A 25071-nucleotide genomic window follows, 5' to 3' on the forward strand; every position below is an offset into this window, starting at 1 on the left:
AAGGCGTAATATAGCGGCCGGAGCAGGAGAGCAAGCCGATGAAGCCACCGACCAAAGCCAAGCCCTCTGCTCCGTTATCGACCCCCCCACCGATCCCGACGGAACCCTCGCCGCAGCGCAGGGACAAAACCACCCTCCCCCCCGCCATGCGGCAATACATCGAACAGAAGGCCAAGGTCGGCGATGCGATCCTGCTCTTCCGCATGGGCGACTTCTACGAGACGTTCTACGACGACGCCAGGACGATCGCCCGCGTCCTGGGACTCACGCTGACGGCCCGCGACCGGAACAGCCCGACGCCGATCCCGTTGGCGGGCGTCCCCTACCACGCGGCGGACCGCTACATCGCCCGGCTAGTCAAGGCGGGTTTCAAGGTCGCCGTCAGCGAGCAGTTGGAGGACCCCAAGACGGCCAAGGGCGTCGTCAAGCGCGACGTCGTGCGGATCATCACGCCCGGCACGCTGACGGACGAAAACCTGCTCGACGAACGGACCGAGCAGCCACTGGCGGCGATCTTCCCGACGGGGGCGGATTGGAACAGCCGCGAGGCGGGGCTGGCGTGCGTGTGCCTGTCATCGGGACAGTTCTTTGCACAGATGCTACCCACGGCGGCACTCGTCGATGAACTTGCCCGTCTGCAACCCGCGGAATTGATCGTCCCCGAAACGATGATCGACGAATCTGAGACGTTGGTGGAGACGCTGCGCGAGGTCGTCTGCCCCAACATCTCGACGCGGCCGCAACACGTCTTCGATCGCCACCTCGCCAAACAGTCGCTTTGCGAGCATTTCAAGATCAAAGACCTGGCGGGATTCGGCTTCGATCGCTTTGACGCCTCGCTGGCCGCGGCGGCGGCGGTGCTCGACTACCTGAAGGAGACGCAGAAATCGGCGCTGGAACATATCCTGACCATTGCGCCGCGCGCCAGCGGCGACGGCGTAGCCATCGACCCCTTTACGCTCCGCTCACTGGAAGTCGAACGCACCCTGCGCGACGGAGCCCGCGACGGCGCATTATTGGGCGCGATCGACATGACCTCCGGCCCAATGGGCGCGCGTTTGTTGCGGCAGTGGTTGTGCTATCCTCTGAGCGACGTAACCCAGATTACCGCCCGACAGGACGCCATCGCCGCCCTGCTCGACGAGCCGTCGCGTTTGCAAACACTTCGTGGACTTCTGGGCGATATGGGTGACATTGAGCGCATCCTCGCCCGCATCGGCGTCGGCCGCGCGTCGCCGCGCGATCTGGCGGGATTGGGCCGGACGCTGCGGCTCTGCGCCGACGTGGCCACCGCCATCGGCCCACCGGTGCACGACGCCGGCAAGGATGCAACCGACTTGCTCAGTCAGATTGCCGTTGCCGCAAGCGGCCACGACGAACTGGCGCAGTACCTCGCCGGTGCCATCAAAGAAGATGCCCCGCCGGTCCTTCGCGACGGCGGCTTCATCGCCGACGGCTTCAACGCCGAACTGGACCGCCTCCGCCAGATCGGTCACGAGGGCCATCGTTACCTCGCCGAATTCCAGGCCCGCGAAATAGAGCGGACCGGCATCCCCACGCTCAAGGTCGGCTACAACTCCGTCTTCGGCTACTACATCGAAATCACGCACCAGCACCGCGAGAAGGTCCCGGCCGATTATGTCCGCCGCCAGACCGTCCGCAATGCCGAGCGCTACATCACTGATGAACTCAAGCGACACGAGCAGGACGTACTCGGCGCGGCGGACCGGGCGACGGCGCTGGAGCTGTCGCTCTTCGAAGAAATTCGCGGCCGCGTCATCCGCGATCTGCCCCGGCTTCAATCTGCCGCGCGGGCGCTCGCCACGCTTGACGTCCTCACGGGTCTGGCGGAACTTTCCCGCCGCCGCGACTACAGCCGACCGGTGTTTGAGAACCCCTCAAGCCTCAAGTCTCAGGCCTCAGGCCTTCTTGAGATCATCGATGGTCGCCACCCCGTCCTCGACGCCGCGCTGGCCGATCGCTTCGTGCCCAATGACTGCAAACTGACCGACGACGGAGATCGCCTCCTCATCATCACCGGCCCGAACATGGCGGGGAAATCCACCTACATCCGCCAGGTCGCCCTGCTCACGCTCCTCGCCCACACCGGCAGCTATGTCCCCGCCAAGTCGATGCGCCTCGCTGCGGTCGATCGCATCTTCGCCCGCGTCGGTGCCAATGACGAGATTGCCCGCGGCCAGTCCACGTTCATGGTCGAGATGGTTGAGACCGCGCGGATCCTCAACGGAGCAACGGATCGATCGCTCGTCATCCTCGACGAGATCGGCCGGGGCACCAGCACCTATGACGGCCTGGCGATCGCCTGGGCAGTGACGGAGCACCTCGCCCGGCGGATTCGCTGCCGCACCCTCTTCGCCACGCACTATCACGAGCTGACGGACCTCGCGGGGAAACTCCCCGGCGTTGCCAACTTCAACGTCGCCGTCCGCGAGCAACTCCGCCCCGCCGGTGCGGGCCGCGATGTGGTTTTCCTGCATAAGATCATCCCCGGCCCGACCGACCGCAGCTACGGCGTCCACGTCGCCGCCATGGCGGGCTTGCCCAAGAGTGTTGTCGTCCGGAGCGAACAGGTGCTGATGGGTCTGGAGAGCGGATCGTCCCGCCGCACGATTCAAGCCGTTTCTTCCGAGGCCGACCAGATGCTGCTCTTTTCGCCGGCCGCCAGCCTTCCGGCATGGTGGAACGAGTTTCGCGAACGGCTGCGAGGGGTCAATATCGATAAAACGACCCCGCTGGAGGCCCTGAAGCTCCTGGAAGAACTCCAGTCGATCTCGGAACGGGACGCTTGAAATAAAACGGCTTCTCCATTATTACTCGGCACTTTGGCGAGTTCTTGGCCGGCGGTCAGGCACGCCGTTCTCTTGAGTGGTGAATTGTGATTATTTTTCGATTAGGGCTGCGGACGCTTCCTCTCTTCGTCGCGTTGCTGGTCACCGGCTGTGCCGATCCCAAGGAACGGTTCGGCCGGACGTGGTACATCGACGGCGCGGGCAATTGGGGCTTCGGCGTCCTGGACGTCCCGTTGGGGATGGAAGACGCGGGATACAAGGGACTGGTCAGCAATCACCATTGGTCGCTGACCATGAATCCGGCGCTCGATCAGACGCTTCGCTTCATCGCGCGATCGTCCGGCGCGCTGTTGGGCAGCGATATCAGCAGCTATCTGAAAAATAACCCCGGCGCCGAAGCGAATATCATCGCTCTCTCGGCGGGGACAGGCGTGGCCATGTGGGCCGCGGAAAGCATGACACCGCCGTACAAGATCAATAACCTCGTGCTCGTCGGTTCCAGTATTTCGTCCAAATACGATACGCGCAAGGCGCTGGAGAACATGAAGGGCAACATCTACGTCTATTACGCCTCCAGCGATCCCGTGCTCCAGGGGCCGGTACGGCTGCTCGGCACGATTGATGGCACTTTTGACGATGCCGCCGGCCTCGTTGGCCTCCGCGGCGCGGGAAAGGCGAGCGGCCGGATCGTGAACATCGGCTGGAGTTCGCGCTACAGTTCTCTCGGCTGGACCGGCGGCCACGCGGACTGCACGAATCGCCGGTTTGTTCGCGGCGAGATCGCCAAGCGCATCGACCCGGCGCTGGGTTCCGGGCGCAAACCTGCCCCTGTCAGGACCGCTGACGCGAGGCCTGCGGCCGCAGGGCAACTGGTAAAGCGCGGCTCGATACCCTGATCGCACTCGCTGCACCCTGAACTTTGCAACCCCGCAGTCGGCCGCTACTATAATCATGTTTTGCGGGACACACCTCGCCGAAGAGTCAATTTGATGCGCACATGGTTGATCGTGGCTGCCGTCGTCGTCGTGATCGGCGGATCGGCCCTTTTCATCTCCACCACCGGCGGCGGCGGCGATTTCGAGATTTCCGTGGCAACGGTTGAGACCGGCCCCCTGACGATGACCATCGAGACCAGCGGCACCGTCGAGCCGCTTTCGACGGTCGAAGTGGGCTGCGAGGTCACGGGAAAGATCATTGAATTGCCGGTGGACAACGATCAGCCGGTCAAGAAGGGGCAGGTCATCTGCCGGATCGATCCGCAGCTTTCCCAGGCGGAAAACGATCAGGCCAATGCGGATTTTGAAAGAGCGAAAGGCGCGCTGGCGGATGCCAAGATCGCCCGCAACGAGCAGATCGCCAATCTTCCGGTGATGACACGACAGGCCCTGTCCGAGAAAGAGGCCGCCGAGGCGGCGTTGGTCAGCGCGGAATTTAATAACAACCGCGTGGAGAATCTGGCCAAGAGCGGCGATGCCCCCGAAGCGGAATTGGTCGCCGCCAAGTCCACCTACCTCCGCGCCAAGTCGGCAGTCACGGCCTCGACTGCCGCCTATGACCGGGCCCGCAACAATGAAAAACTGCTGGTCCAGCGGGCCGAGCAGGTGGTCGCGCAGGCGGAGGCCACTCTCAACCAGGCCAAGGCCCGGCTGGACTTCACCACGACGCGCGTGGAGCGCTGCACGATCGTCTCTCCGATCGACGGGATCGTGTTACGCCGATATCTGGACGAAGGCCAAACGGTGACGGCTGCGTTTCAAACGCCGCTGCTCTTTCTCCTGGCGCCGAGCCTCGATCGCATGAAGGTCAGCGCCAAGATCAGCGAATCCGACATCAGTCACATCGAGATCGGCCAGCCGGCGCGGTTCACCATCGAGGCCAAGCGGCCGGTCAAGTTTGAAGGGAAGATCCTGCACAAGCGCAATCAGCCGGATGTCATCCAAAACGTCGTGACGTATACCGTGCTCTTCGAGGTCGATAACGACGCGAAACGAACGTTGGTTCCGGGTCTGTCGGTGAATGTGGAGATCGAATGTGTGGCGAAGAAAAACGTGCCACAGATCGCCAACGCGGCCCTCCGCTTCAAACCGCCGCTGTCGCTGGAAGAGCGCCAGGACTTGCTGGGCGACGTCGAGTGGCCGCCGCAACCCACGACCGACGCCGAGGGCAATCCCGCGGACTATTGCTCCAAGGCCAGCGTGTGGGGTTTCGATACAAAATCGAAGACGTGGCGCTTCGTGCCGATCTGGGTGGGCATCACCGACAACGTCTCGACCGAGATCCTTTCCGGGCCTAAACCCGGCGAATCCTTCGTCAAACGTTTCATCGACAACTCCTCGTCGAGCTTTGGCCTCAAGGAGGCGATCAAGATGGCCCGGCCCGACAACCGCACGCTCTGATCATCACATCCATGACTCCACCGCATGAGACCAACGCGAACGGCCCCGCCGGGCACGGCCGCTCCAACGGGGCGGTCATCGAACTGCATGATCTGCACAAGATCTACGAGGCTGGCGACGTTCATGCCCTGCGCGGTTTGAATCTCACGTTCGCCGAGGGCGAATACCTGGCGATCATGGGCGCCAGCGGCTCCGGCAAATCGACGTTGCTTAACATCCTCGGCGCGCTCGACGTGCCCACGCGCGGGAGCTATCGCCTCGCCGGCCAGGTGACGAGCAATCTCTCGCGCGACGAACTGGCCATCCTGCGAAACACCTACATCGGCTTCATTTTCCAGAATTTCAACTTGCTCACACGCAGCACGGCTTTGGAGAACGTCGAACTGCCCATGGTCTACGCCGGCGTCCCCACAGCACGACGCCACGCCGCCGCCATCGCCGCGCTCGACAAAGTCAGCCTCGGCGATCGCCGCCACCACCTGCCGTCGCAGCTCTCCGGCGGTCAGCAACAGCGCGTCGCCATCGCCCGCTCGCTGGTGAACAACCCGCGCATCCTTCTGGCCGACGAGCCGACCGGCAACCTCGACTCGCACACCAGCGGCGAGATTATGAAGATCCTGGCGGACCTGCACGAGCGCGAGCATCGCACCATCATCATCGTCACGCACGATCCCGGCATCGCCTCCTTCACGCAGCGCGTCATCGTCCTCCGCGACGGCGAAGTGATCGCCGACCAGCCGACGCCCCGCTGCGGCGGCCCGGCCGTCCCCGACGTTCGCGCCCTCGAAGCGGAGGTGGCGTGATGCTCCCCACTTTGTTTTCACCACAGAGGCACAGAGGCACAGAGGTAGTACGGATTTTGTTTCAGGATTGCAGTGCGAATCATCACCGCCTTGTCGATGTCCTTCCCTTTGACCGGCCCATCGTTCCGTCGTCTTTGTGTCTCTGTGCCTCTGTGGTGCAATTTCTTCCATTCCCCATTCCGACTTCCGCATACCAACTTCCGCATTCGATCCTTGGAGAATCCCGCTAATGCTCGCTCTCTGGATCGAATGCTTCAAGATGGGCCTCCGCGAGTTGTGGCGGCACCGCCTCCGCAGCATGCTCACCATGATCGGCATGATCATGGGCGTCTCCGTCGTCATCATCTGCGTCAGCGTCGTGCAGGGCGTGAAGGACTCCATCATTGGCGACATCCGCAAGGCCGGTCGCAACATGATCTTCATCATCAGCCAGGAGACCAAGAAGACCGACACGTCCCTGCCGGGAATGGCCCTCAAGAGCAATCTGTCCCGCTCCGACGCCGCGGCCATCGAATCCGAGTGCGACGCCATTTCCATGGCCACCGGCATCCGCAGCCACAGCCTCCGCGTGGTCAACGAATCGGGTCACACCAACGTCGCCGTGACCGGGGCGAATCAGAACTACACGGCGATCCGCAACTGGGCCGTCGCCGAGGGCCGCGATCTGGAGCCGTTCGACATCGTCGCCCCGCGCCGCGTCTGCCTGATCGGCCAGACCGTCGTCCGCGAACTCTACGGCGATCGCAGTCCGCTCAACCAGAGCGTCCGCGTCGGTCAGCTCACCTTCAAGATCGTCGGCGTGCTGGAGCCGAAGGGCGTCAATCCCCTCGGCATGGACGAGGACAAGGCGATGATCGTCCCGCTGCCGCTCGTCCTGCGCGATCTCATGGGCGTGCCCGAACCCGACGTGATCCTCTGCTCGGCCCGCAGCGACGCCGACGTGGTTCCGGCCGTTGGTCAGATCACCGACCTGCTCCGCCAGCGGCACAAGCTCGCCGAGGCCGACGAAAGCGACTTCAAGGTCACCACGCTCAAGGAAAAAGAGGAACAGGCCCGCACAATCAGCAATCAGATGACACTGCTGATGTTCTTCCTCGCCCTGGTCAGCCTCGCGGTCGGCGGCGTGGGGATCATGAACATCATGCTCGTCGCGGTGACCGAGCGGACCCGCGAGATCGGCATCCGCATGGCGATTGGGGCCTCCACCAAGGCAATCAACCGGCAATTCCTGGTCGAGGCCGCCGTGGTCTCCACGTCGGGCGGCGCGGTCGGGATCGTCCTGGGCGTCATCGGCTCGATGTCCATCTCCGAGGCGATCGGCATCGAGCCGCTGATGTCGGGGTGGCTCGTGCTGCTGGCCTTCGTCTTCAGCGCGGGCGTCGGCGTCGTGTTCGGCCTGCTGCCGGCGCGCCGCGCGGCGGGGTTGAATCCGATTGAGGCGTTACGGCACGACTAGCCCCTGCTTTGGTTCTTGAGATCAATCGATTCAGCGGGACGAATGCGATTGAGCAATATTCCGGAATCCGCCCTAGCCCATGCTGGCCCATTTTGACGGTGGTCGGATACTTCACCGGTCCCAAGATTGTACGTCGCAATTATCGAGCGGGATTCCGAATCGACGATCCAAAGCTTCGTTCGATTGTCGTCGGCACGAATCTCGATGTTCTCAAATCTAAGAGGCCCAGCCTTCATTCGATCTAGGCCATAGCGATAACAGAGTTCCGCATCATCAAGACGCGATCCATCTTCACGTAATACCCGAAGTATGGCGCGCGAATAGGTAAGAACATCACCAGCCCAGAGCGGGTAGATTGAATCGAAAGTCACAATTTCGATTTTTCGTTCCGAATCGAGCCGCCACTCCGATAGCTGTGCCCTCGTACATCCAAACGCATGATGGCACCCCGTCGCGCCAACACTCGATAGGGCTACACCGGCGACCAAGAGTCCTGAGAAGGGTTTCATGATAGGATCCTTTCATACATTCAGTCGCTTAGGAATCGCCGACGCAACGGGCATTTTCCGGGTTCCAACGCGAATGTCGATTTGGATTGCAAATTTCGTCGCGCGTGAGACTTATGGCTTCGTTGATTCCTAATCGCTTCCTCTTCAAGTTCGAATTCCCCCTCCTGCGCTGCCCCAAGCCCCCTTCCATCGACGGCCGGGCGGACAAATGGGACCGCCGCTATCTCCTGCCCCCGCTGCACGAGCTGGAAGGCAAGGAGCCCTTCGGCGACGTACTCATGACCTGGGACGACGCCGGTCTCTATCTCGCCGTCAGCGTCGGCGGCAAGCGACGGCCGCTCAAGTGCGAGCCGGAGCATTTCAAGCAGTCCGACTGCCTGCGGCTCATGACCGATATGCGCGACACCCGCGACAGCCGCCGGGCGAGCCGCTTCTGCCAGCATTTCTATTTCCTCCCGACCGGCGGCGGCGCGAAGGGCCGCGAGCCCGTCGCCGCCGCGGCCATCGTTCCCCGCGCCATGCAAAATGCCCCGCTCGCCTCCGCCGGGAGCATTCCCATCGCCGCCGACGTCCGCAAGGACGGCTACAGCTTCACCGCCCACCTGCCCGCGGCCATTCTCGCCGGCTTCGACCCCACCGAGAACCCGCGGATCGGCCTCTACTACATGCTCGAAGACACCGAACTCGGCCAGCAGTGGCTGACCGTCGGAGATGATCTGAACTGGTGGATGGACCCGAGCACGTGGGCGACGGCGGTGCTGACGGAATGACGAAGTGCGAATGGCGAAGGACGGGAGCGGCGAATGCGACTACGTGTTGCCCATGGCGTTTTACGACGCCACCGGCTTCTCTTTTTCGACGCAAGTACGGACAAATGCGTTGAACTCGTCCAATGGCAAAGAATGCCCCCACACTTTGTAGTATCCTTTTGGTCCCAGCGGCTCGATGGCCTTCCGATAAGCGAGAGCAATCTCGCTGCAAACGCTGAGTCGCTTGCCCCGATATCGACCTAGCGTTCTCCAATTTTCTCGTCGGGCTGCCACCAGGCGTTTCTTCGCGATTAACTCCAGGAACTCTCCCACTCGGCGGACAGTGATGAGCACGTCCTCATGGCTTTCGTCTGTCGCGTGAATCTGGTCCTTCCCAACGGCAGTAGTTTTGGTAAGGCTGCGGATTAAATCGCCCAAAGTGTCACATAGCCAAGAACACTTGATTTGGTGCGTTGAGCGGCCGGCACTCAGCGTGAGATATGCCCAGCCCGTTGCGTCGGAGTCAAAGGCCAGATGAACTTGCAGCGACGATCTGGGGTCGAGACGATTTCGTCGCGTTTTCATGCCGTCGCTTTGATCGGGGTCAGGCGATAGATCGTCGCCAGACGCGAAGCGCTCGACAAATCACCTTGCCGCAAGGCAACCCGCACCGCATCGAGCCGATTCGCGTCGGAGAGCGACAGGTATGGACCCCATCCCACCGGATCGTCGGTGAGTTCGACATCCACTTCTGCGACGTAATCATCCTGTCTTACGAATTTCTTGATAAACCGGCTCATTGTTTCCTCGACTTGAAATCGACCGACCATTTGCTTGGGTCAGGCCGGTAAGCAGTGACAAGGACAGCGGGCCCTTCGTATTCACCAGGGATTCCCCATAAGACGTGTATCGGATTACCCATTGTATCTCTTTGCAGTGTCAACACACACGGACCCTTGGGGTACGTCGGGTAATCCTCGACGACCTCGGCCGCCGCGAGCCCGGCGAACACGTCTTCCGCCAAGAGATCATCGGCCGCCAACTCATCATAGCCGTGGTCGGATACCTTGACCTCGCCGCCTGCTACAAGCACTTTGATCCGGTCAAGCGTCTCGCTCATTCGGCCATTCTACCACGACACACCATTAACGAGCTATCGCCTGCAGCCCGTTCCGCACCTCAATGTGCCAGTCCGAATCCACCGGCGGGGCTTTGCAGTCGTTATGGAAAAACGTGGCGGTCGGCTCGCCCGGTCCGGCGTTTTCAAAAAATGCGACCTGCTTGGACCATCGCCTTGGTTTGGGCGGCCGCTCGCCCCACTCGCCGTTTCGATCGTAAAACAACACGGCGTCCCACATCACCTGCTGATCGGGCGGACTCTCAGCCCAGGCCTGAAGGTCCGCGTGAAACGGGTGCTCCGGCGGCGTCGCCCGCAGAGCGTCGTGAATGCAGTTCGGAAATACGTCGCGAGGAAAGGCCAGCCCCAGCAGCCGCTGCGGATCGTAGAACTGCGTGACCCGCTCATCGCGGAACATCCGCGCCGCCTCGCGAGCCGCTTTTGCATTGTCCGTTTCGACCATGGGCAGCCATACGACGATCACGCGGACGTCGGCCCTCGGCGCCGCCTCCACCACTTCCTTCAGCACCGCACGGGCGCCGTACACGCAGCCCCCTCACGTCGGGGAAAAGACGGCCACGACCCGCGGCTTATCCCGGTCGGCGTTAAAGGTGCTGCGGACCGGTTCGATCGAATCGCCGAGGGTAACAAGCCGCGACGGCCCACTGGCGCACCCGCCCAGGTAGAGCGGAAATAACGCAACAGCCAAGTGCCGGATGCGGCTCATGGGAGCCATAGTAACGCCCGAACGATAAGTGCACGACCGGCGGCAATTTGGCGCCTTCGCCGTGAAGTTATTATTGTAATTCCGTTCGATATTACAATAGACAACCATGACCCGAAACCGCCAAACCTACTGGATCGACGAACAGCGGCAGATCGCCGCCCTCGCCTCCCCCCTTCGCCAGGAAATCGTGGACGTCGTCACGGCGACCGGGCCCTGCTCCATCGCCCGCATGGCCGCCGCACTCGGTCGGCCGCCTGACCGGCTCTATTTTCATATCCGCAGACTCGAGGCCGTCGGCCTCCTGACGCAGAACGGCACGGTCGGCAACGGCCGCACCGCCGCCGCCCTCTACGACGTCCCCGGCCGCCCGCTAAGGATCCGCTACGACCGCCGCGACAAGAGCCGCACGCGCGCGATCGGCGCCGTTCACGACGGCGTTCTTCGCCTGGCCCGTCGCGACCTCAAACGGGCGATGGCCTCCGCCCGTTCCGTCGTAAACGGCCCGCTTCGCGACACCTGGGGAGGTCGCTCCCGCGGTTGGATGACGTCGACCCAGATCCGGCGCCTGAATCGCCTGATCGAGCAGATGATCAACCTCGTGAGAAGCGGCGACGCCCGCAAAGGTGCGAAGCCCGTCGCCTTTACCTTCGTCCTGGCCCCGCCGCGCCAGCGTCCGGCGAAACCAAAATCAATCGGAGTGAAAAAATGAACTCGCCCCTGCCACGCAAAATTAATTGGCCGCCCATCGCGGCGACGATCTTCGTCCTCGCCGCTCCCCTGCACGCGCACGACGCCGCCGAGGTGGTCGAAAAAGTTCGCGCCGCATTGGGCATCGATGCCTTTGAAAAAAGCGACCGCGCTGTTCGACTGAGCGGCCCCTTGGAGTTTGCCGGCCTGAAAGGCACGCAAACCGCGATCTTCGACGCCGCCGGTCGCTTCAAGGAAAAGTTCGACGCGCAGCTCTCGCGAGCAACGGTGTTTGACGGAAAGACCGTTCGCGCCCGCGACATCGGCGGCGAGGTGGTCGATCAAGCGCTCGGCGACCGCACCGAAGCCCTTTTTGGGGCGTGGGCCGCGTCGGGCCTGTGGTTTTCCGGCGATCGCGCCACCTCGCTGGTCCTGGACGACGACGCCGGCGACGAAAAGACGGTGGATCTCACGTTCAGCCTCGATGATGGCCGGGCGGCGGGAAGCGTGACCATCGACCGGAAGACCTGGCGGCCGATTCGTTGGCAATTCGACGACCCTGTCAGCAAGTCCACCATGGAGTTCGAAGGCGAGCTGCGCGTCGGCCCGCTCCGCCTGCCCCGAAAGATCACCGCCAAGACGGAAAATGGCAGCGTTACGATCTCCGAATTCACCCAGGCCGAGCTGATTCCCATACCAGACTGGTCAGCGGAACTTGCGGACCTTGCGCCCACAACCAGCAGCAGCGTTGACGCGGCGGCCGCCGCGCGCCTCGAGGTCAGACGGGCCCCGACGGGTCACCTCATGGTGCACCCGCGTGTGAACGGCAAAGACCTCGGCTGGTTCATCTTCGACACCGGCGCGGGACAAAACGTGCTGGACCTCCGGGCCATCGAAGAAGCCGACCTGGAGACGTTTGCCGAAGTGCCCGCCGTCGGCGCCGGTGGCGCGACGACGGCGTCGTTTTGCCGCCCGAGGACACTTCAGCTCGGGCCGTTGACCCTCCGCAACTCACTCGCCGCCGGCATGGACCTGGCGTTTCTCGACGCACACATGGGCGAAAAGATCGCCGGCATCATTGGCTACGGCACGCTTGCCCAATGCGTCGTCGAATTCGAGGTCAGTGCTGAGTCCATCAGCGTTTTCGATCCCGCTACTTACAAGCTCGCCAAAGGCGACTGGACGCCGCTCATCCTTTACGATCGCGTGCCTGCCGTCCCCGGCCGCTTCGAAGACCATGACGCCGTATTTCGTCTCGACACCGGCGCCGGCGGCACGGTCATGTTCCATGCCCCGACCGTCGAGCGCTTGAAGCTGCTTGACGGCCGAAAAACGCAAACCGCCATGTACGGCGGTGTGGGTGGAATGAAGTCCAGCCGCAGCGGCAGGATCAAGTGGCTGGAGTTCGGCGGCCAGCGGCAAAAGAAAGTAGAAGCGGGCTTCGCAACCGAAGCCGTCGGCGCCTTCGCCGACCCCTACATCGACGGCAACATCGGCACCGATCTCCTGTCTGAAAGCGTGATGGTCCTGGACTACCCGCATTCGCGGATCGCCTTTCAGTGGAAGCCCTCAGCGAAGAAAAAAGCCGCCGAAAGGGTAGCCGCCCATGCACCCCAGTCGAACAAGCGCGACGAGGCATCGTCAAAGCGCCGTTCCTCACCTTCGTCAGTATCCGTCACACCGATGAAAATGGAAAACGACCGGCCGGTCATCGATGTTCGCGTCCAGGGGCGCGGCCCGTTCCGTTTCGTCTTCGACACCGGCGCGGGCGTCGCCATTCTCTCCCCTGAACTCGCCGAGAAATTGAAAATCGAGTCGAGCGGAAAGACCCGGATCGGCGATCCCGCCGCCCCGCACGCCGTCGAAGTCGATACGGCCACCGTCGACTTCGAAATCTGCGGCGAGAAATTCAAGGACGTCTCCGCGGTCGTCTGGGGCGACAAGGCCATTCTTGCGGGATTGGGCGATGTGGACGGCATCGTGGGCCTTCCGGCGATCAGCGATCGCGTGGTCACGCTGGACTTCGCGAAAAAGGAGCTGCGACTCAGCAAGGAACCCCTGCCCGAAGGCGACGGGACAGTCACGTGTTGGAGCCCGCACGGAATCCCATTGCTGGATCTGTCCATCGGCGGCGAGACCGTTCCAGCGCACCTGGACACCGGCATGACGCGCGACCTGTCCGTCCCGTCGGAACTTCGTGACAAGCTGACCTTGAAAGGCTCTCCCACCCCCGCCCGCGCCCGGACGGCCAGCGGCGAGTTCGAACTGGAAATCGCCACGCTGGACGGCCCGGCGGAGATTGCAGGGCAAAAAATCGTCGACCCGGACCTCGAGTTCAACAAACGCTTCGAACATGCCGTGGTGGGTACCGGCGTGCTCTCGCGGTTCACCGTGGAACTGGACCTCGACGGTGGCCGCGCCCGGTTCACTCCAATTCCCGGCTGGAAGCCCGATCCTTCGCAAAAACGCCGCTATGGCATGATGATGTCGATGAGCGATGGCCCCGTAACCATTGCCGGAGTCGTGCCGAAAAGTATTGCCGAGCGCGCGGGTTTGAAGACCGGCGACCGCATCGTGAAAGCCAACGGCAGGGTCTTCGAATCGCTGAATTTCAGTGAGCGAGGCAAGGTCCTGAAACAGTCGCCTCTGGCGCTCGTCATCGAACGCGACGGAAAGCCAATTGAGATCACGCTGGCCTTTGACGACGTGGCCCAATCCGGCGACGATTCCTCGCCGTAACGTCGGGCCCGAAGCCTGCCCGCCGGCGGGCGCCGGACGTGGTCGATTCAGGTGTGCTCGCCATGAACGCCAAGCTCTTCCGCGTCATCCTGCCCGTTTCAGGCATCGATCGGGCCGCAAAGTTTTACGCCGCCGTCCTCGGCGCGCCGGGCTTCCGCGTCTCCGACGGCCGCCACTACTTCGACTGCGACGGCACTATCCTGGCCTGCTTCGACCCACAGGCCGACGGCGACGACTACCAGCCCACGCCACAGCCCGAGTGGCTCTACTTCGCGGTCGATGACCTTGAGGCGACCTACTCAGCGTGCCAAGTGGCCGGCGCGGCTTTCGCCCCCGGCGACGTCCACGGCGACCCCGCCGGTCAGATCGCGCAGCGCCCCTGGGGCGAGCGGTCGTTCTACATCCACGATCCGTTCGGCAACAAGCTGTGCTTCGTGGATGCCAAAACGGTCTTCACTGGGCCACGATAATGACTTGCTTATCGGGCCGTTGCGCCGACGGTGCCCGCAATCAGCGCGCCGTCATGACCGGCAAAGTTTCCGGCGCGAGGATCGTTCCTCATTTTCGCAGTTGTAACCGCGTTGGAGCTGCGTCCTAATTCACTCAATCGGTTCGCGCGACAAGAAGTGGCCCACCCCTTGCAGGTATAATCTCCCGGAGCGAAGGGGGAAGTCCGAATGTCTCGCCGATTAGGACCTGCGCGTATTGTCTTGATTCTTTTGGCCGCCGCCGGCCTCGCCGGGGGCTGTGCGTCATCGAATTCGCATTGCTGCGACGATGCTTACGTCTATGACGACAGCTACGCCGTCGCGCCAACGCTGCTGTTCGGCAAGCACCCGTCAGCCGCCCTCGCGACGCAAATCGGCCGCGAACCCTGGCCTGCCACGGCCGGCCAGGTCGAGAGCGTCGAAGACACGATCTACGTTGAGTACTACCGCGACTACTTCGGCGGGAACAACTGGCAGGACTACAACAACCCGCAACGTCAATTCCGCAGCTATCGCATCGGCGCCAAGCAGCGATGACGCATCCCGTCGCTGGCGCTCCGGGCTCCGATCAGGACGCCACAACCCTTCGCAAAGGCATCGTCATGCACCGCGGGCCACCCAGGCCCCGCACCAGTTCCGAGCCCCCCACCGCAATGCACTCGATCCCGGCCTGCTCCATCGCCTTGATCGTCCGCGCGTTGCGCTTATAGGTGCAGGCCACGCCCGGCGCGATGGCCAGGATGTTCGTCCCGTCGGTTCGCTGCTCGCGGCTGGCGAAGTGCTCGTCGCCGCCGCCGGTGCGAATGACCTTCAACTCCTTGCCGAATTCGTCGCTGAGAATCTGCGTCAGCGACCGCGACTCGCTCTTGCGCACCACGCTGCCCGCCTCGTCGCACGCAAAGTGATCAATCCGCTCGATCTGCTCCATCACGCCCGGATACCATACGACGACGCCGCGATCGACGATGGTGAAGACCGTGTCGAGGTGCATGAAGGTCCGCTGCGTCGGGATGGGGATCTCGTAGAACCGTTTGGCCTGCCCACTGGTAAACACCTTGCGGGCGAGCACCTTGATCGTCTCGGATCGCGTCCGCTCGCTGACCCCGACCAGCACCGCTTCCGAATTGAGCACAATCAAGTCGCCGCCCTCGATGGTGAACGGACGGTCTTCCGTCGGGTTGTCCGAGCCGCCGTAGGCGACGTTGTGACCGGCGAACTCGGGATGGTGCTCCAGCACCGTGCGTACCAGGATCGCCTCGCGGACCCGCTCGGGATAGTGCATCTTGCACGACACGACACAGCGATTGACCACGACAGCAGGATCGCGGCTGAAATAGGCGTTGGGGATCGGCGGAAGGATGTACGCGGCCCGCGCCGAACCCGCCAACGGCGGCCGCGCTGTTAGTTCGTAATACTCGGCGTTGGTCAGGCCGTGGAAAAAGACGCCGATGAGGGCGGCGTTCGAGACGACCTTCTCATCGAGGAGGTCCGGCACAATCGCCGGTGCCTGATCGGTCGTGCAGACCTGCTCGACCAACCGCGCCTTGGCCAGTGGATGTTTCTCCAGTACTTCAAGGAGGAGCTTCTCCAAATAGAGCACGCGGATGTCGCGATCGTGCATCTCCCCGACGAATTCGTCGTGCTCCTCCTGCATCCCGGCGAGGTACGGAATATCTTCGAAAAGGAACCGCTTCATATTGTCGTGCGTCAGCCGGTCGATCTCGTCGCCGGGGCGATGCACGAGAACCGTCTCCAGGCGATCGTACTCATTGGCGATATTGAGCTGCACGGAGCCGTCCTTGAACTAAAGCCCCCGGCAAGTTTGCCGGGTCTTTTTAGCATTCTACGTGAAGATCGGGAATCAGCAACGCGAAGAAATCCCTATTCCATCAGCGCAAGCACATGCGCGGCGACACTTCTCTGCAGCGCGTCGAGATTGTACCCGCCTTCGAGACAACTGATGATGTGGCCCTGACAACGATCCCCCGCCAGTTGTTTCAGCCAGCGAGTCAATTGCCCAAAGCCGGTCTCCGTCAACTGAAGATTGGCGAGCGGATCATCGCGGTGCGCATCGAATCCGGCAGAAACAAGCAGGAACTCGGGCTTAAAGGAAAGTACGGCCGGCAGCACCCGCGCTTCAAACGTCGCCAGGTATTCCGACTCGCTCGTGAAAGGAGCAATAGGGATGTTCAGCGTCATCCCCTTTCCCGGCCCCTCGCCAATTTCGTCCGCCATCCCGCTCCCCGGCCACAGCGGATGCTGATGCAGCGAGACAAAGAGTACATCGCCGTCACGGTAGAAAATGTCCTGCGTGCCGTTACCGTGATGCACGTCAAAATCGACGATGGCGATCCGGCCGATCTTGTGGTGCTCCTGTAAATAGCGGGCGACAATGGCCACATTGCCAAAGAGGCAGAACCCCATCGCCGCATGAGGCAGCGCATGGTGCCCCGGTGGTCGCATCGCGCAAAAGGCGTTGTCGGCCTGCCCCGTCATGACCGCGTCGGCAGCTGTCAGCGCCGCGTTCACCGACCCCAGCGCCGCCTCGTAGCTGCGCTCGGAGACGACGGTATCGCCGCCATCCAGCAGCGACTTACCGCGCCGGCACGCCTCCGCCACCCAGTCGTGATAGGCCGATTCGTGAACCCGAACGATCCACCTGGGCGCATCATGATCCACGACGGCCCGCGCATCGAGTTCCGGCACCTGGGCCCTCATCGCCTCCGGCCGCAACCGCTCGGCGCGTGCAATCTGCTCGACATGCCTGCCCGTATCGTGTTCAAGGCTGATCGCGTCCCAGTAGTAGGCCGTCCGCGACATGAATTGACTTTGGCTCAGTGCCCGCCGCCACCGGACAACTCTTTAACCATCTCGCCCACGAATGACTTCGCATCGCCAAACAACATCATCGTCCGATCCAGGTAGTACAGCTCATTGTCGATCCCCGCGAAGCCGGGGTTCATGCTGCGCTTAATGACCATGACCGTCTTGGCCTTGTCACAGTCGATAATGGGCATGCCGTAGATGGGGCTGGCCTTGTCGTGGCGGGCCGCGGGATTGGTGACGTCGTTGGCCCCGATGACCAGGGCCACGTCCGCCTGCGGCAGGTCGGAGTTGATCTCGTCCATCTCCTTGAGCTTCTCGTAGGGAATGTCCGCCTCGGCCAGAAGCACGTTCATGTGCCCCGGCATTCGGCCTGCGACCGGATGAATGGCGAACTGTACGTTGACGCCGCGCTTGGTCAGTTGATCGTAGAGCTCGCGGACTTTGTGCTGCGCCTGGGCGACGGCCATCCCGTAGCCCGGCACAATCACGACCGAACTCGCCGCCTCCAGGATCTGGGCCGCATCTTCCGCGGTCGCGCTCCGATAGGTCTTCTGCTCGGCGGCCGCCGCTTTGGCCTGCACCTGCCCGAACGCGCCGAAGAGCACGTTGGTAAATGACCGGTTCATCGCCTTGCACATGATGATCGACAGGATCAGACCCGAAGAGCCGTCCAGTGCCCCTGCCGTAATCAGCAGCTTGTTATCCAGCACGAACCCCATCGCCACCGCCGACAATCCCGCGTACGAGTTCAAGATAGAAATGACCGTCGGCATGTCTGCCCCGCCGATCGGCAGGACGAGCATCCCGCCAAATGCCAGGGCCAAAGGAATAATCAGCGCAAAGACCCACGGCGACCACGCCTGCGCCGGGTTGAGGATGAGGGCGATGCCCAGCCCCAGGGCCAGGGCGAACGCGCCGAGGTTGACAAGATTCTGCCCCTTATAGACCCACGGCCGCTGCGGAATCCACTTGATCTCCTGCAGCTTCCCTGCCGCAATCAAGCTTCCTGTAAACGTCAGATATCCCAGGATGATTTCCGCAATAATCGCGGTCATGCGAAAGGCGGTGAGCATCTCCTGCTCGTTGTGAATCCAGTAGTAATATTTTGCCGTGCCTACGAGGCCCGCGGCCAATCCGCCGAAGGCATGTGACAATGCGGTTCGTTGCGGGACCGCCGTGAGCGGCACCAGCGACAGCCAGATGCCAATGGGCACGGCCAACAGGATCGGCACGATCACCCACCAGTGATGCGGAATCTCTTGCGCCCACTGCGGCCACCAAGTGGCTGCGACGGCAAGAATCATCGCCGCGACACCCGCGAACACGCCGCGCCGCGCCGTCTTGACTTCCGCCATCCAGTGCAGCGAAAAAACAAACAGGGCGGTCGCGACAAGGTAAGCTAGTTGTGTGTATACCGCAGATTGGGGGGCAGCGGCCACGATCGCCATCACTTCGCCCCCTTCTGCGTGCGGAACATCTTCAACATACGATTGGTGATCAAAAACCCGCTGATGATGTTCGTCATGGAGGCAAACAAGGCAACCGCGCCCATGACGCGGATGTGCGTCGGATAGTGCTCGCCACCGGCGACGATGATCGCACCGACGACCGCAATGGCCGAGATCGCGTTCGTCAGCGACATCAGCGGCGTGTGCAGCAGCCGCGAGACCCGTCGGATCACGCCGATGCCGATAAACGTGGCGAGCATGAACACATAGATGCTCATCTCCATCTGTGATTCCATTCAATTGTCTCCCTGTAGGGCAGGTCGAGTCTTCGAGAACTGCCTTTGTGGTACTGCTACGCGGCCCCCACCGGCTCCGGTGGCCGTACTTCCAACGCCGCCAGTCCCATCCCCTGCCGCACGCGGGCGTTGACGACCTGGCCATCGCGCGTGACCAGCGTATCCCGTACGATTTCGTCTTCCATGTTGAATTCGATCCGGCCGTCCTTGGTCATGTTGAGCAAGAACGCCGTGAGGTTCCGCGAGAACATCTGGCTGGAGTGATACGGCACGCTCGCGGGAAGATTTTTCGGCCCCATGATCGTCACGCCGTTATCTACGACGTTTTCGCCCGGCCGCGTCAACTCACAATTCCCACCCGCCTCCGATGCCAAATCCACAATGACCGATCCAAGCCGCATGTCGCGGACCATTTCCGCCGTAATGAGCTTCGGCGCCGGCTTGCCGGGGATCAGCGCCGTCGAGATCGCCACGTCGCATTCCTTGACATGCTGGTGGATCGTCTCTTTTTGCTTTTGCTTGTACGCCTCAGACATTTCCTTGGCATACCCGCCCTTGTCCTGCGCATCTTCCGCCGGCGCCTCGACGATCACGAACCGCGCTCCGAGGCTCTCCACCTGCTCCTTCACGACCGGCCGCACGTCAAACGCCTCGACGACCGCGCCCAACCGCTTGGCCGTGGCGATCGCCTGCAACCCCGCGACACCCGCGCCGAGGATCAGCACCCGCGCCGGTTTGATCGTCCCCGCGGCGGTCATCATCATTGGAAAGATCCGGCCGAGTGTCGCCGCCGCGAGTACCACCGCCTTGTACCCCGCAATGCTGCTCATCGAACTGAGCACGTCCATCGCCTGTGCCCGCGTGATCCGCGGCACGAGGTCCAGCGAGATCGCGCAGACGCCGCGATCCGCGAGCGTGCCGACCAGATCATGGCGAACCAGCGGATTCAGGACGCTGATCAGGATGGTGCCGGAGCGCAGATGGGCGATGTCCGCCTCGCCGGGCGGATGAACGAGCGCCACGGCATCGGCCTCGCCATAGAGCGCTTCTGCGTCAGTGACGACGCGAGCCCCCGACTTCTCGTAATCAGCGTCTGCGTAGGAGGCCGGTCGGCCGGCACCCGCCTGGACGAGCACCTCCAACCCGGCCTTCGTCAGCTTCGCCACGCTCTCGGGGATTAAGGCGACCCGCGTTTCGCCTTCACTGGTGGGTTTGGGTATGGCAATCTTCATGCTCATTCGTTCCCCAGCAATTTCCGTACCAGCCGCATTCCGGTCCCCTACTGAAGGCGACTATCTCCAACAGGACCGGCAGTTTAGCGGCTTCCCCAAAAAATGTAGAGCAGCCGCCCCAACGGCTTTATTTTCGCTTCTGGTATCATCGCCCGGCAGGTGGCTATGGCCGATCGCTCGGAAAAGCAGCTTTTTGTCGATGTGCGGGCGGGAGACGACTCGGCCTTTGAGCGCATCTATGACCTCTATCACCAGCGCGTCCGCCTGAGCGCCTGGCGGATTTCCCACCGACCGGATTGGGTGGACGAACTGGTCAACGAGGCCTGGTGCCGCGCCTTTGAGCAGCGCAAGCGCTTCAACCCCGACCGCCCTTTTTTGGTCTGGATGGCCGGAATCGTCCTCAACGTCTATCGCGAACACTGTCGCCAGTCCCCCACCACCCTCGGCGGCCCCAACGACCTCCGCCCTGCCCAGACCGGCGAGCCCAGCCCGGAGACGATCGCTTCCGAGGCTGAATTGCTGGTCGGCCTCAACGACTGCGTGGCCCGGTTGAGCCCCAAAGACGCCGAAATCGTCCGCCGTCGCTTCTTTGCCGGCGAAACCTTACGCCTTGTGGCACAAGAGGTTGCGATCCCGGAGGCGACGCTTCGCGAGCGCGACCTGCCCCGTATCCTCGCCGACCTCCGGCGGTGCATGGAGGCCAAGGGTCTGAAAATCTCCGACATTTTTTCTGCGCAAGGGGGCCTCGACCTGCAATACCCCAATGAGGAATCGTCATGACCCCAACGGATCTCGATAGCCTGCTCGCCCAGCTCGGCCAAGCCCATCGCGATGGCGCTCTGGCCCCCTCGGCGGCAGCCTATCCTTGGCGTGCGGACCGGCGCTCCAGTGCGAGCCGGAGCGCCGCTCACGCCGGCCACCGATGGGTCCGCGTCGCGATTCCCCTGGCCGCCGCCGCGGCGGTCGCCGTTTTGTTCGTCTTGCCTGGTCTCTTTGGAACACGCTCGGTTCGTGAGATGGCCCACGACGGCCCTGCCGGCGTCAACCCCGAAACAGCGAACTTGTTCGCCGATGCTGAACCAGCCGCAACCCAGGGTCGCTCCCCGGACTGCGACTACAACGGCGACGGGGTGATCGACGGTCGGGACATCCAGGCCCTCATTGACCGGCTTCGGGACAGCGATGAAGACCCCGCACTTAAGGCGGAAAAGCTTCAGCGCTGCCTCTTAGGGAGTTAAGCGCTCCTTAGTTTTTCTCTTGCAGCGTAAGGCCGGGCTGGTATTTACCGGAATGCCAACTCGGCCTTACGTTTTTTTACTTTATCGATTGACGCGATACAGTGGCTGGATGGACTGGATCGCCGACCCCCAGGTCTGGATCGCCCTCGGCACGCTGACCGTGCTGGAGATCGTCCTCGGCATCGACAATGTCGTGTTCATCTCCATCCTCGCCGGAAAGCTCCCGCGCGCCCAGCAGGCCAAGGCCCGCCGGATCGGGCTGGCCCTCGCGATGCTCATGCGGATCGCCCTGCTGTTTTCGCTGGCGTGGATCATCCGACTGACCAACCCGCTGTTCTCCATCCTCGGTCATGCGATCTCCGGCCGCGATCTGATCCTGCTGGGCGGGGGCCTCTTCCTCCTGGCCAAGAGCACCCACGAAATCCACCAGAAACTCGAGGGCGACGAGGGCGGGTCGTCGGCCCGCGTCCGGCCCTCGCTCGGCGGCGTGCTGGTGCAGATCATGCTCCTGGACATCGTCTTTTCGCTGGACTCGGTCATCACCGCCGTGGGCATGGTCGAGGCCGACCAGATCGCCGTCATGATCGCCGCAGTCGTGATCGCCGTCGCCCTGATGATGGCCTTCGCCGGTCCGATCAGCAGCTTCGTGGAGAAACGGCCGACCGTGAAGATCCTCGCCCTCAGCTTCCTGCTCCTGATCGGCCTGACGCTGATCGCCGAAGGTTGGGGCCAACACATTCCCAAGGGCTACATCTATTTCGCCATGGCGTTCTCCCTGTTCGTCGAGGTGCTCAACGAGCGGCTGCGCAAGACGAAGACGGCGCCGGTCCGGCTCCATGAGCCGTACACCGGGTCGGATCGACCCGCGTAAGAAAGTGCGGCACCACTTGGTGCACCGAAAAAGACAAAAATGTGCGATGCCGCTAAAATGCGATGTTAGAGGTTTCGAGACCATGGACGGACGAATCCCAATTCAAATTGCGTTATTCGATATCAAGCCTCTCTGCGCGAGGTGGAAGATCAGGGAATTCGCGATCTTTGGCTCGGCGCTCCGGGATGATTTTGGGCCCGAGAGCGACGTCGACGTGTTGGTCAGTTTCGAGCCCGGCGCGGGTTGGAGCCTGTGGGACCTGTTCGATCTTCAGGACGAACTGGAAGCCCTTTACGGGCGGCACGTAGACCTGATTGAAAAGGAAGCCCTGCGCAATCCTTTTCGTAAACACGAAATCTTGAGCACGCGCAGGGTCCTTTATGCCGCGTGAGCAAAGCGACGCATCCTATTTGGAAGACATGTTGACCGCCGCGCGGGCGGTAGTGTTCTTTACCCGAGATCGAAGCTTTGACGACTACGCAGGGGATTTACTCCTGCGTTCGGCGGTCGAACGCCAGATCGAGATCATCGGAGAAGCCGCCCGTCGAGTCTCCGCCGTCCTCAAAAAACAACACCCCGAAATCCCCTGGGACAAGATCACCCGGGCAGCGACACGTTTTGGCGCATGATTACGGCGAGATCGAACATGAGCGAATCTGGCGCGTGGCGACTTTTCACATCCCGGCGCTCATCACGCAGCTTGAGCCCCTGATTCCACCGTCGCCCCCTTAACGGGCCTCACCCCAGCGCGATCATCTCACTTGTTTCTTGTCTCCAGTCTCCTGTATCCTGATTTAATGTCTTCCTACATCGCCCTCCTCCGCGGCATCAACGTCGGCGGTCACAACCTCATCGGCATGTCCGACCTTCGCGCCATGCTCGAATCCCTCGGCTTCACCGGCGTAAAGTCGCTCCTCCAAAGCGGCAACCTTGTCTTTCAGGCCGGCAAGCGCTCGCCCGAGTCTTTGGAACGCCTGCTTGAAAGCGAAACGAAAAAGCGCCTGAAAGCCGCGCCCGACTACTTCGTCCGCACCGCCGACGAGTGGCAAACCCTCATCGACCGCAACCCCTTTCCGAAAGAGGCCAAATCCGATCCCAGCCACCTCCTCGTCGTGTTCCTCAAGGACGCCCCCGACGCGAAGCTCGTGAAGGCCCTGCAAGCCGCCATCAAAGGCCCGGAGATCGTCCGCGCCGACGGTCGCCACCTCTACGCCGTCTACCCCGCCGGCATTGGCCGCTCCAAACTGACCAACACCCTCATCGAAAAGTCCCTCGCCACCCGTGGGACCGCGCGGAATTGGAATACGATTATCAAACTCTCATCGATGCTGACGCTGCCATCAGGTTGAACTGTGCGCGGATACAATTACGCATCAGACCTAGCGATTGTATTCGGCCGCGGTCATTCGTTAGAATAAAATCTGACCTACCAATCGTTAGGAGAGCAAGAAAATGCGAAGTTGCGTGTTTGCTGTGTTGGGACTCGTCGCGCTTTCGGCAAATACGTCTGCATTGGAGGACCCGCCCCAGGGCTCTGCCGAGTTTGACAAATTCGTCACCTACTACTACTTGGACAAAGATACTTCCTCCGTCGTCAATTTCCTCAAATGGTTGCAAGAGAGTGAGATGCTCGACGACAACGCGTCCGCATTAACTCCGACCGCCGCGTTCCTTGCAATCGTATTTGCAGATAACCCCTCAGAAGTCGGCCGATTTGCGAAAAGCGCGGATTTCACCGGCAGGACGAAGGAGGCTGTACAGATTGCGCTTTGGCGCTCCGGCCACGCGAAAAAGGTCGCCGAAATCTTTGGCGAGATGCCCGCGTTTGCCAAGAAAAAGCCCGTCAATCTCAAAAAGAAGAAAATGAAAGGGCCGGGCGATCTCGACATGATGTGGGGCGCTTTCTTGGCTTCCGGCGACGTCGTGTATGTCAAAAAGGTAATCGACGTGCTGGATGAGAAGCATCCGCTGAGTGGCGACGCAACAAAGGATGAAGTGACGCGCGGCGCCGCCGAATGGTCGCTGAAAAGTAACATGATTCAGCATGAGCTTGTGTATCGGCTGATCCACAAGGAGTCTATGTCGCGAACGGGCGACGTGAAGAAAAAGCTCCAAGAAATGGTGTCCTATGCAAAACCAAAGGACGCGCTACCACACAAGGACGGACCCTTCTCCGCGGACCTCTACGTGATGGCTGACAAGGAAATGGCGGAGTTCGACAAGCCCGTCGATGATGCGCCGCGCATTGGCCACAAGTCGACGGCCAAGCGTGGCGATATCGTCGGCATCAAAATCGTTTTCGGCGGAATCGAGTTGGCAGATGATTTGAATGCGAACGTGACGTATGATTTGAAGATTCTCAACCCGGATGGCGACGTCTATGAAGAAGCGGACCTCAAGGATTTGGAGGCGCTGTCTGGGAAAATCCCGACACGCTTTCGAGTATTCGATAATCGATTGGTGATCAAGATACGCTTCGAGCCCCACGACAAGTTGGGCGTGTACAAAATCAGCGCGACAATCCGGGATAAAATCGGCGACAAGTCAGTCTCACTGACGCGTGAAATCGAACTCAAGGGTTAGCCTGCATTCCCATCAAGCACTACCAAGCGTTTTTCCGAGCGCGCCTCCCGAGGTCCCTTTCGCCGTGGAGATAACGTCCCTTGAAACCTTGCATCA

At 61.9% G+C, this 25071-nt stretch carries 29 protein-coding genes; 18 read left to right on the forward strand and 11 right to left on the reverse strand.

All coding sequences use genetic code 11. The annotated features are described in order from the left end of the window. The first annotated feature begins 38 nt into the window (after positions 1-38). The 5 genes from mutS to VJZ71_19525 all read left to right on the forward strand — a co-directional run bounded on the left by mutS (position 39) and on the right by VJZ71_19525 (position 7465). On the forward strand, positions 39-2810 hold the full coding sequence (gene mutS, locus VJZ71_19505) for a DNA mismatch repair protein MutS (protein HKQ50269.1): 2772 nt from the start codon (positions 39-41) through the stop codon (positions 2808-2810). 86 nt (positions 2811-2896) lie between these two features. Beyond that, positions 2897-3706, forward strand: coding sequence for a hypothetical protein (locus VJZ71_19510; GenBank protein HKQ50270.1), 810 nt, complete (start codon positions 2897-2899; stop codon positions 3704-3706). A gap of 93 nt (positions 3707-3799) precedes the next feature. Beyond that, the gene (locus VJZ71_19515) at positions 3800-5206 is read left to right on the forward strand and encodes an efflux RND transporter periplasmic adaptor subunit (protein HKQ50271.1); all 1407 of its coding nucleotides are present in this window, start codon (positions 3800-3802) and stop codon (positions 5204-5206) included. An 11-nt stretch (positions 5207-5217) separates the two neighbouring features. Continuing rightward, positions 5218-6009 (forward strand): ABC transporter ATP-binding protein, encoded by a 792-nt coding sequence (locus tag VJZ71_19520; GenBank protein HKQ50272.1) that lies wholly within the window; start codon positions 5218-5220, stop codon positions 6007-6009. Between the two features lie 229 nt (positions 6010-6238). Next, on the forward strand, positions 6239-7465 hold the full coding sequence (locus VJZ71_19525) for an ABC transporter permease (GenBank protein ID HKQ50273.1): 1227 nt from the start codon (positions 6239-6241) through the stop codon (positions 7463-7465). Here VJZ71_19525 and VJZ71_19530 read toward each other — a convergent pair. Further along, positions 7462-7974, reverse strand: coding sequence for a hypothetical protein (locus VJZ71_19530; GenBank protein HKQ50274.1), 513 nt, complete (start codon positions 7972-7974; stop codon positions 7462-7464). The two genes, VJZ71_19525 and VJZ71_19530, sit on opposite strands and share 4 nt — an antisense overlap. Before the next feature lie 113 nt (positions 7975-8087). Between VJZ71_19530 and VJZ71_19535 the strand changes: the two genes are divergently transcribed. Then, the gene (locus VJZ71_19535; GenBank protein HKQ50275.1) at positions 8088-8744 is read left to right on the forward strand and encodes a hypothetical protein; all 657 of its coding nucleotides are present in this window, start codon (positions 8088-8090) and stop codon (positions 8742-8744) included. Positions 8745-8804: 60 nt separating this feature from the next. Here the strand turns inward: VJZ71_19535 and VJZ71_19540 are convergent, their stop codons facing one another. Genes VJZ71_19540 through VJZ71_19560 form a run of 5 tightly spaced genes read right to left on the reverse strand, consistent with a single transcriptional unit; the run spans position 8805 to position 10567 of the window. Beyond that, the gene (locus VJZ71_19540; protein ID HKQ50276.1) at positions 8805-9308 is read right to left on the reverse strand and encodes a hypothetical protein; all 504 of its coding nucleotides are present in this window, start codon (positions 9306-9308) and stop codon (positions 8805-8807) included. Next, the gene (locus VJZ71_19545) at positions 9305-9523 is read right to left on the reverse strand and encodes a hypothetical protein (GenBank protein ID HKQ50277.1); all 219 of its coding nucleotides are present in this window, start codon (positions 9521-9523) and stop codon (positions 9305-9307) included. The genes VJZ71_19540 and VJZ71_19545 overlap by 4 nt, the downstream gene beginning before the upstream one ends. Continuing rightward, complete coding sequence (locus VJZ71_19550; protein HKQ50278.1) at positions 9520-9843, reverse strand: DUF4258 domain-containing protein; 324 nt, start codon at positions 9841-9843, stop codon at positions 9520-9522. The genes VJZ71_19545 and VJZ71_19550 overlap by 4 nt, the downstream gene beginning before the upstream one ends. 25 nt (positions 9844-9868) lie before the next feature. Further along, positions 9869-10387 (reverse strand): hypothetical protein, encoded by a 519-nt coding sequence (locus VJZ71_19555; GenBank protein ID HKQ50279.1) that lies wholly within the window; start codon positions 10385-10387, stop codon positions 9869-9871. Between the two features lie 9 nt (positions 10388-10396). Beyond that, positions 10397-10567 carry a hypothetical protein gene (locus tag VJZ71_19560; GenBank protein HKQ50280.1) on the reverse strand — a complete coding sequence of 57 codons (171 nt, stop codon included), beginning with the start codon at positions 10565-10567 and terminating at the stop codon, positions 10397-10399. A 106-nt stretch (positions 10568-10673) separates the two neighbouring features. On the opposite strand from VJZ71_19560, the gene VJZ71_19565 reads away from it, so the two are divergent. From VJZ71_19565 to VJZ71_19580, 4 genes are all read left to right on the forward strand, one after another. Further along, entirely contained in the window at positions 10674-11276 is a 603-nt protein-coding gene (locus VJZ71_19565) for a helix-turn-helix domain-containing protein (GenBank protein HKQ50281.1), read from the forward strand. Beyond that, entirely contained in the window at positions 11273-13993 is a 2721-nt protein-coding gene (locus tag VJZ71_19570) for an aspartyl protease family protein (GenBank protein ID HKQ50282.1), read from the forward strand. Before VJZ71_19565 ends, VJZ71_19570 begins: the two co-directional genes overlap by 4 nt. Before the next feature lie 38 nt (positions 13994-14031). Beyond that, complete coding sequence (locus VJZ71_19575; GenBank protein ID HKQ50283.1) at positions 14032-14463, forward strand: VOC family protein; 432 nt, start codon at positions 14032-14034, stop codon at positions 14461-14463. Positions 14464-14670: 207 nt separating this feature from the next. Beyond that, the gene (locus VJZ71_19580) at positions 14671-15018 is read left to right on the forward strand and encodes a hypothetical protein (protein ID HKQ50284.1); all 348 of its coding nucleotides are present in this window, start codon (positions 14671-14673) and stop codon (positions 15016-15018) included. A gap of 31 nt (positions 15019-15049) precedes the next feature. Here VJZ71_19580 and VJZ71_19585 read toward each other — a convergent pair whose 3' ends face one another. The 5 genes from VJZ71_19585 to VJZ71_19605 all read right to left on the reverse strand — a co-directional run bounded on the left by VJZ71_19585 (position 15050) and on the right by VJZ71_19605 (position 20283). Beyond that, positions 15050-16270 carry an arginine deiminase family protein gene (locus tag VJZ71_19585; GenBank protein ID HKQ50285.1) on the reverse strand — a complete coding sequence of 407 codons (1221 nt, stop codon included), beginning with the start codon at positions 16268-16270 and terminating at the stop codon, positions 15050-15052. Between the two features lie 92 nt (positions 16271-16362). Continuing rightward, positions 16363-17301, reverse strand: coding sequence for a histone deacetylase (locus tag VJZ71_19590; protein HKQ50286.1), 939 nt, complete (start codon positions 17299-17301; stop codon positions 16363-16365). A gap of 14 nt (positions 17302-17315) precedes the next feature. Continuing rightward, entirely contained in the window at positions 17316-18755 is a 1440-nt protein-coding gene (locus VJZ71_19595) for an NAD(P)(+) transhydrogenase (Re/Si-specific) subunit beta (GenBank protein HKQ50287.1), read from the reverse strand. Then, a complete protein-coding gene (locus VJZ71_19600) occupies positions 18755-19051 on the reverse strand; it encodes an NAD(P) transhydrogenase subunit alpha (protein HKQ50288.1) in 297 nt (98 codons plus the stop codon). Before VJZ71_19600 ends, VJZ71_19595 begins: the two co-directional genes overlap by 1 nt. A 56-nt stretch (positions 19052-19107) precedes the next feature. Continuing rightward, a complete protein-coding gene (locus VJZ71_19605; GenBank protein ID HKQ50289.1) occupies positions 19108-20283 on the reverse strand; it encodes a Re/Si-specific NAD(P)(+) transhydrogenase subunit alpha in 1176 nt (391 codons plus the stop codon). Positions 20284-20448: 165 nt separating this feature from the next. Here VJZ71_19605 and VJZ71_19610 point away from each other — a divergent pair, with 165 nt between their 5' ends. From VJZ71_19610 to VJZ71_19645, 8 genes are all read left to right on the forward strand, one after another. Continuing rightward, the gene (locus VJZ71_19610; GenBank protein ID HKQ50290.1) at positions 20449-21063 is read left to right on the forward strand and encodes a sigma-70 family RNA polymerase sigma factor; all 615 of its coding nucleotides are present in this window, start codon (positions 20449-20451) and stop codon (positions 21061-21063) included. After that, positions 21060-21521 (forward strand): hypothetical protein, encoded by a 462-nt coding sequence (locus VJZ71_19615; GenBank protein HKQ50291.1) that lies wholly within the window; start codon positions 21060-21062, stop codon positions 21519-21521. The genes VJZ71_19610 and VJZ71_19615 overlap by 4 nt, the downstream gene beginning before the upstream one ends. Positions 21522-21630: 109 nt before the next feature. After that, on the forward strand, positions 21631-22392 hold the full coding sequence (locus VJZ71_19620) for a TerC family protein (GenBank protein HKQ50292.1): 762 nt from the start codon (positions 21631-21633) through the stop codon (positions 22390-22392). An 82-nt stretch (positions 22393-22474) separates the two neighbouring features. Next, positions 22475-22783, forward strand: coding sequence for a nucleotidyltransferase family protein (locus VJZ71_19625; GenBank protein ID HKQ50293.1), 309 nt, complete (start codon positions 22475-22477; stop codon positions 22781-22783). Positions 22784-22811: 28 nt separating this feature from the next. Continuing rightward, complete coding sequence (locus tag VJZ71_19630) at positions 22812-23021, forward strand: HepT-like ribonuclease domain-containing protein (protein ID HKQ50294.1); 210 nt, start codon at positions 22812-22814, stop codon at positions 23019-23021. Then, positions 23011-23124 carry a HepT-like ribonuclease domain-containing protein gene (locus VJZ71_19635; protein HKQ50295.1) on the forward strand — a complete coding sequence of 38 codons (114 nt, stop codon included), beginning with the start codon at positions 23011-23013 and terminating at the stop codon, positions 23122-23124. The genes VJZ71_19630 and VJZ71_19635 overlap by 11 nt, the downstream gene beginning before the upstream one ends. 65 nt (positions 23125-23189) lie before the next feature. Next, positions 23190-23741 carry a DUF1697 domain-containing protein gene (locus VJZ71_19640; GenBank protein HKQ50296.1) on the forward strand — a complete coding sequence of 184 codons (552 nt, stop codon included), beginning with the start codon at positions 23190-23192 and terminating at the stop codon, positions 23739-23741. Between the two features lie 103 nt (positions 23742-23844). After that, on the forward strand, positions 23845-24975 hold the full coding sequence (locus tag VJZ71_19645) for a hypothetical protein (GenBank protein ID HKQ50297.1): 1131 nt from the start codon (positions 23845-23847) through the stop codon (positions 24973-24975). The last annotated feature ends 96 nt before the right edge of the window (positions 24976-25071 follow it).

Source organism: Phycisphaerae bacterium (assembly GCA_035275405.1).
Classification (GTDB): domain Bacteria; phylum Planctomycetota; class Phycisphaerae; order UBA1845; family UTPLA1; genus DATEMU01.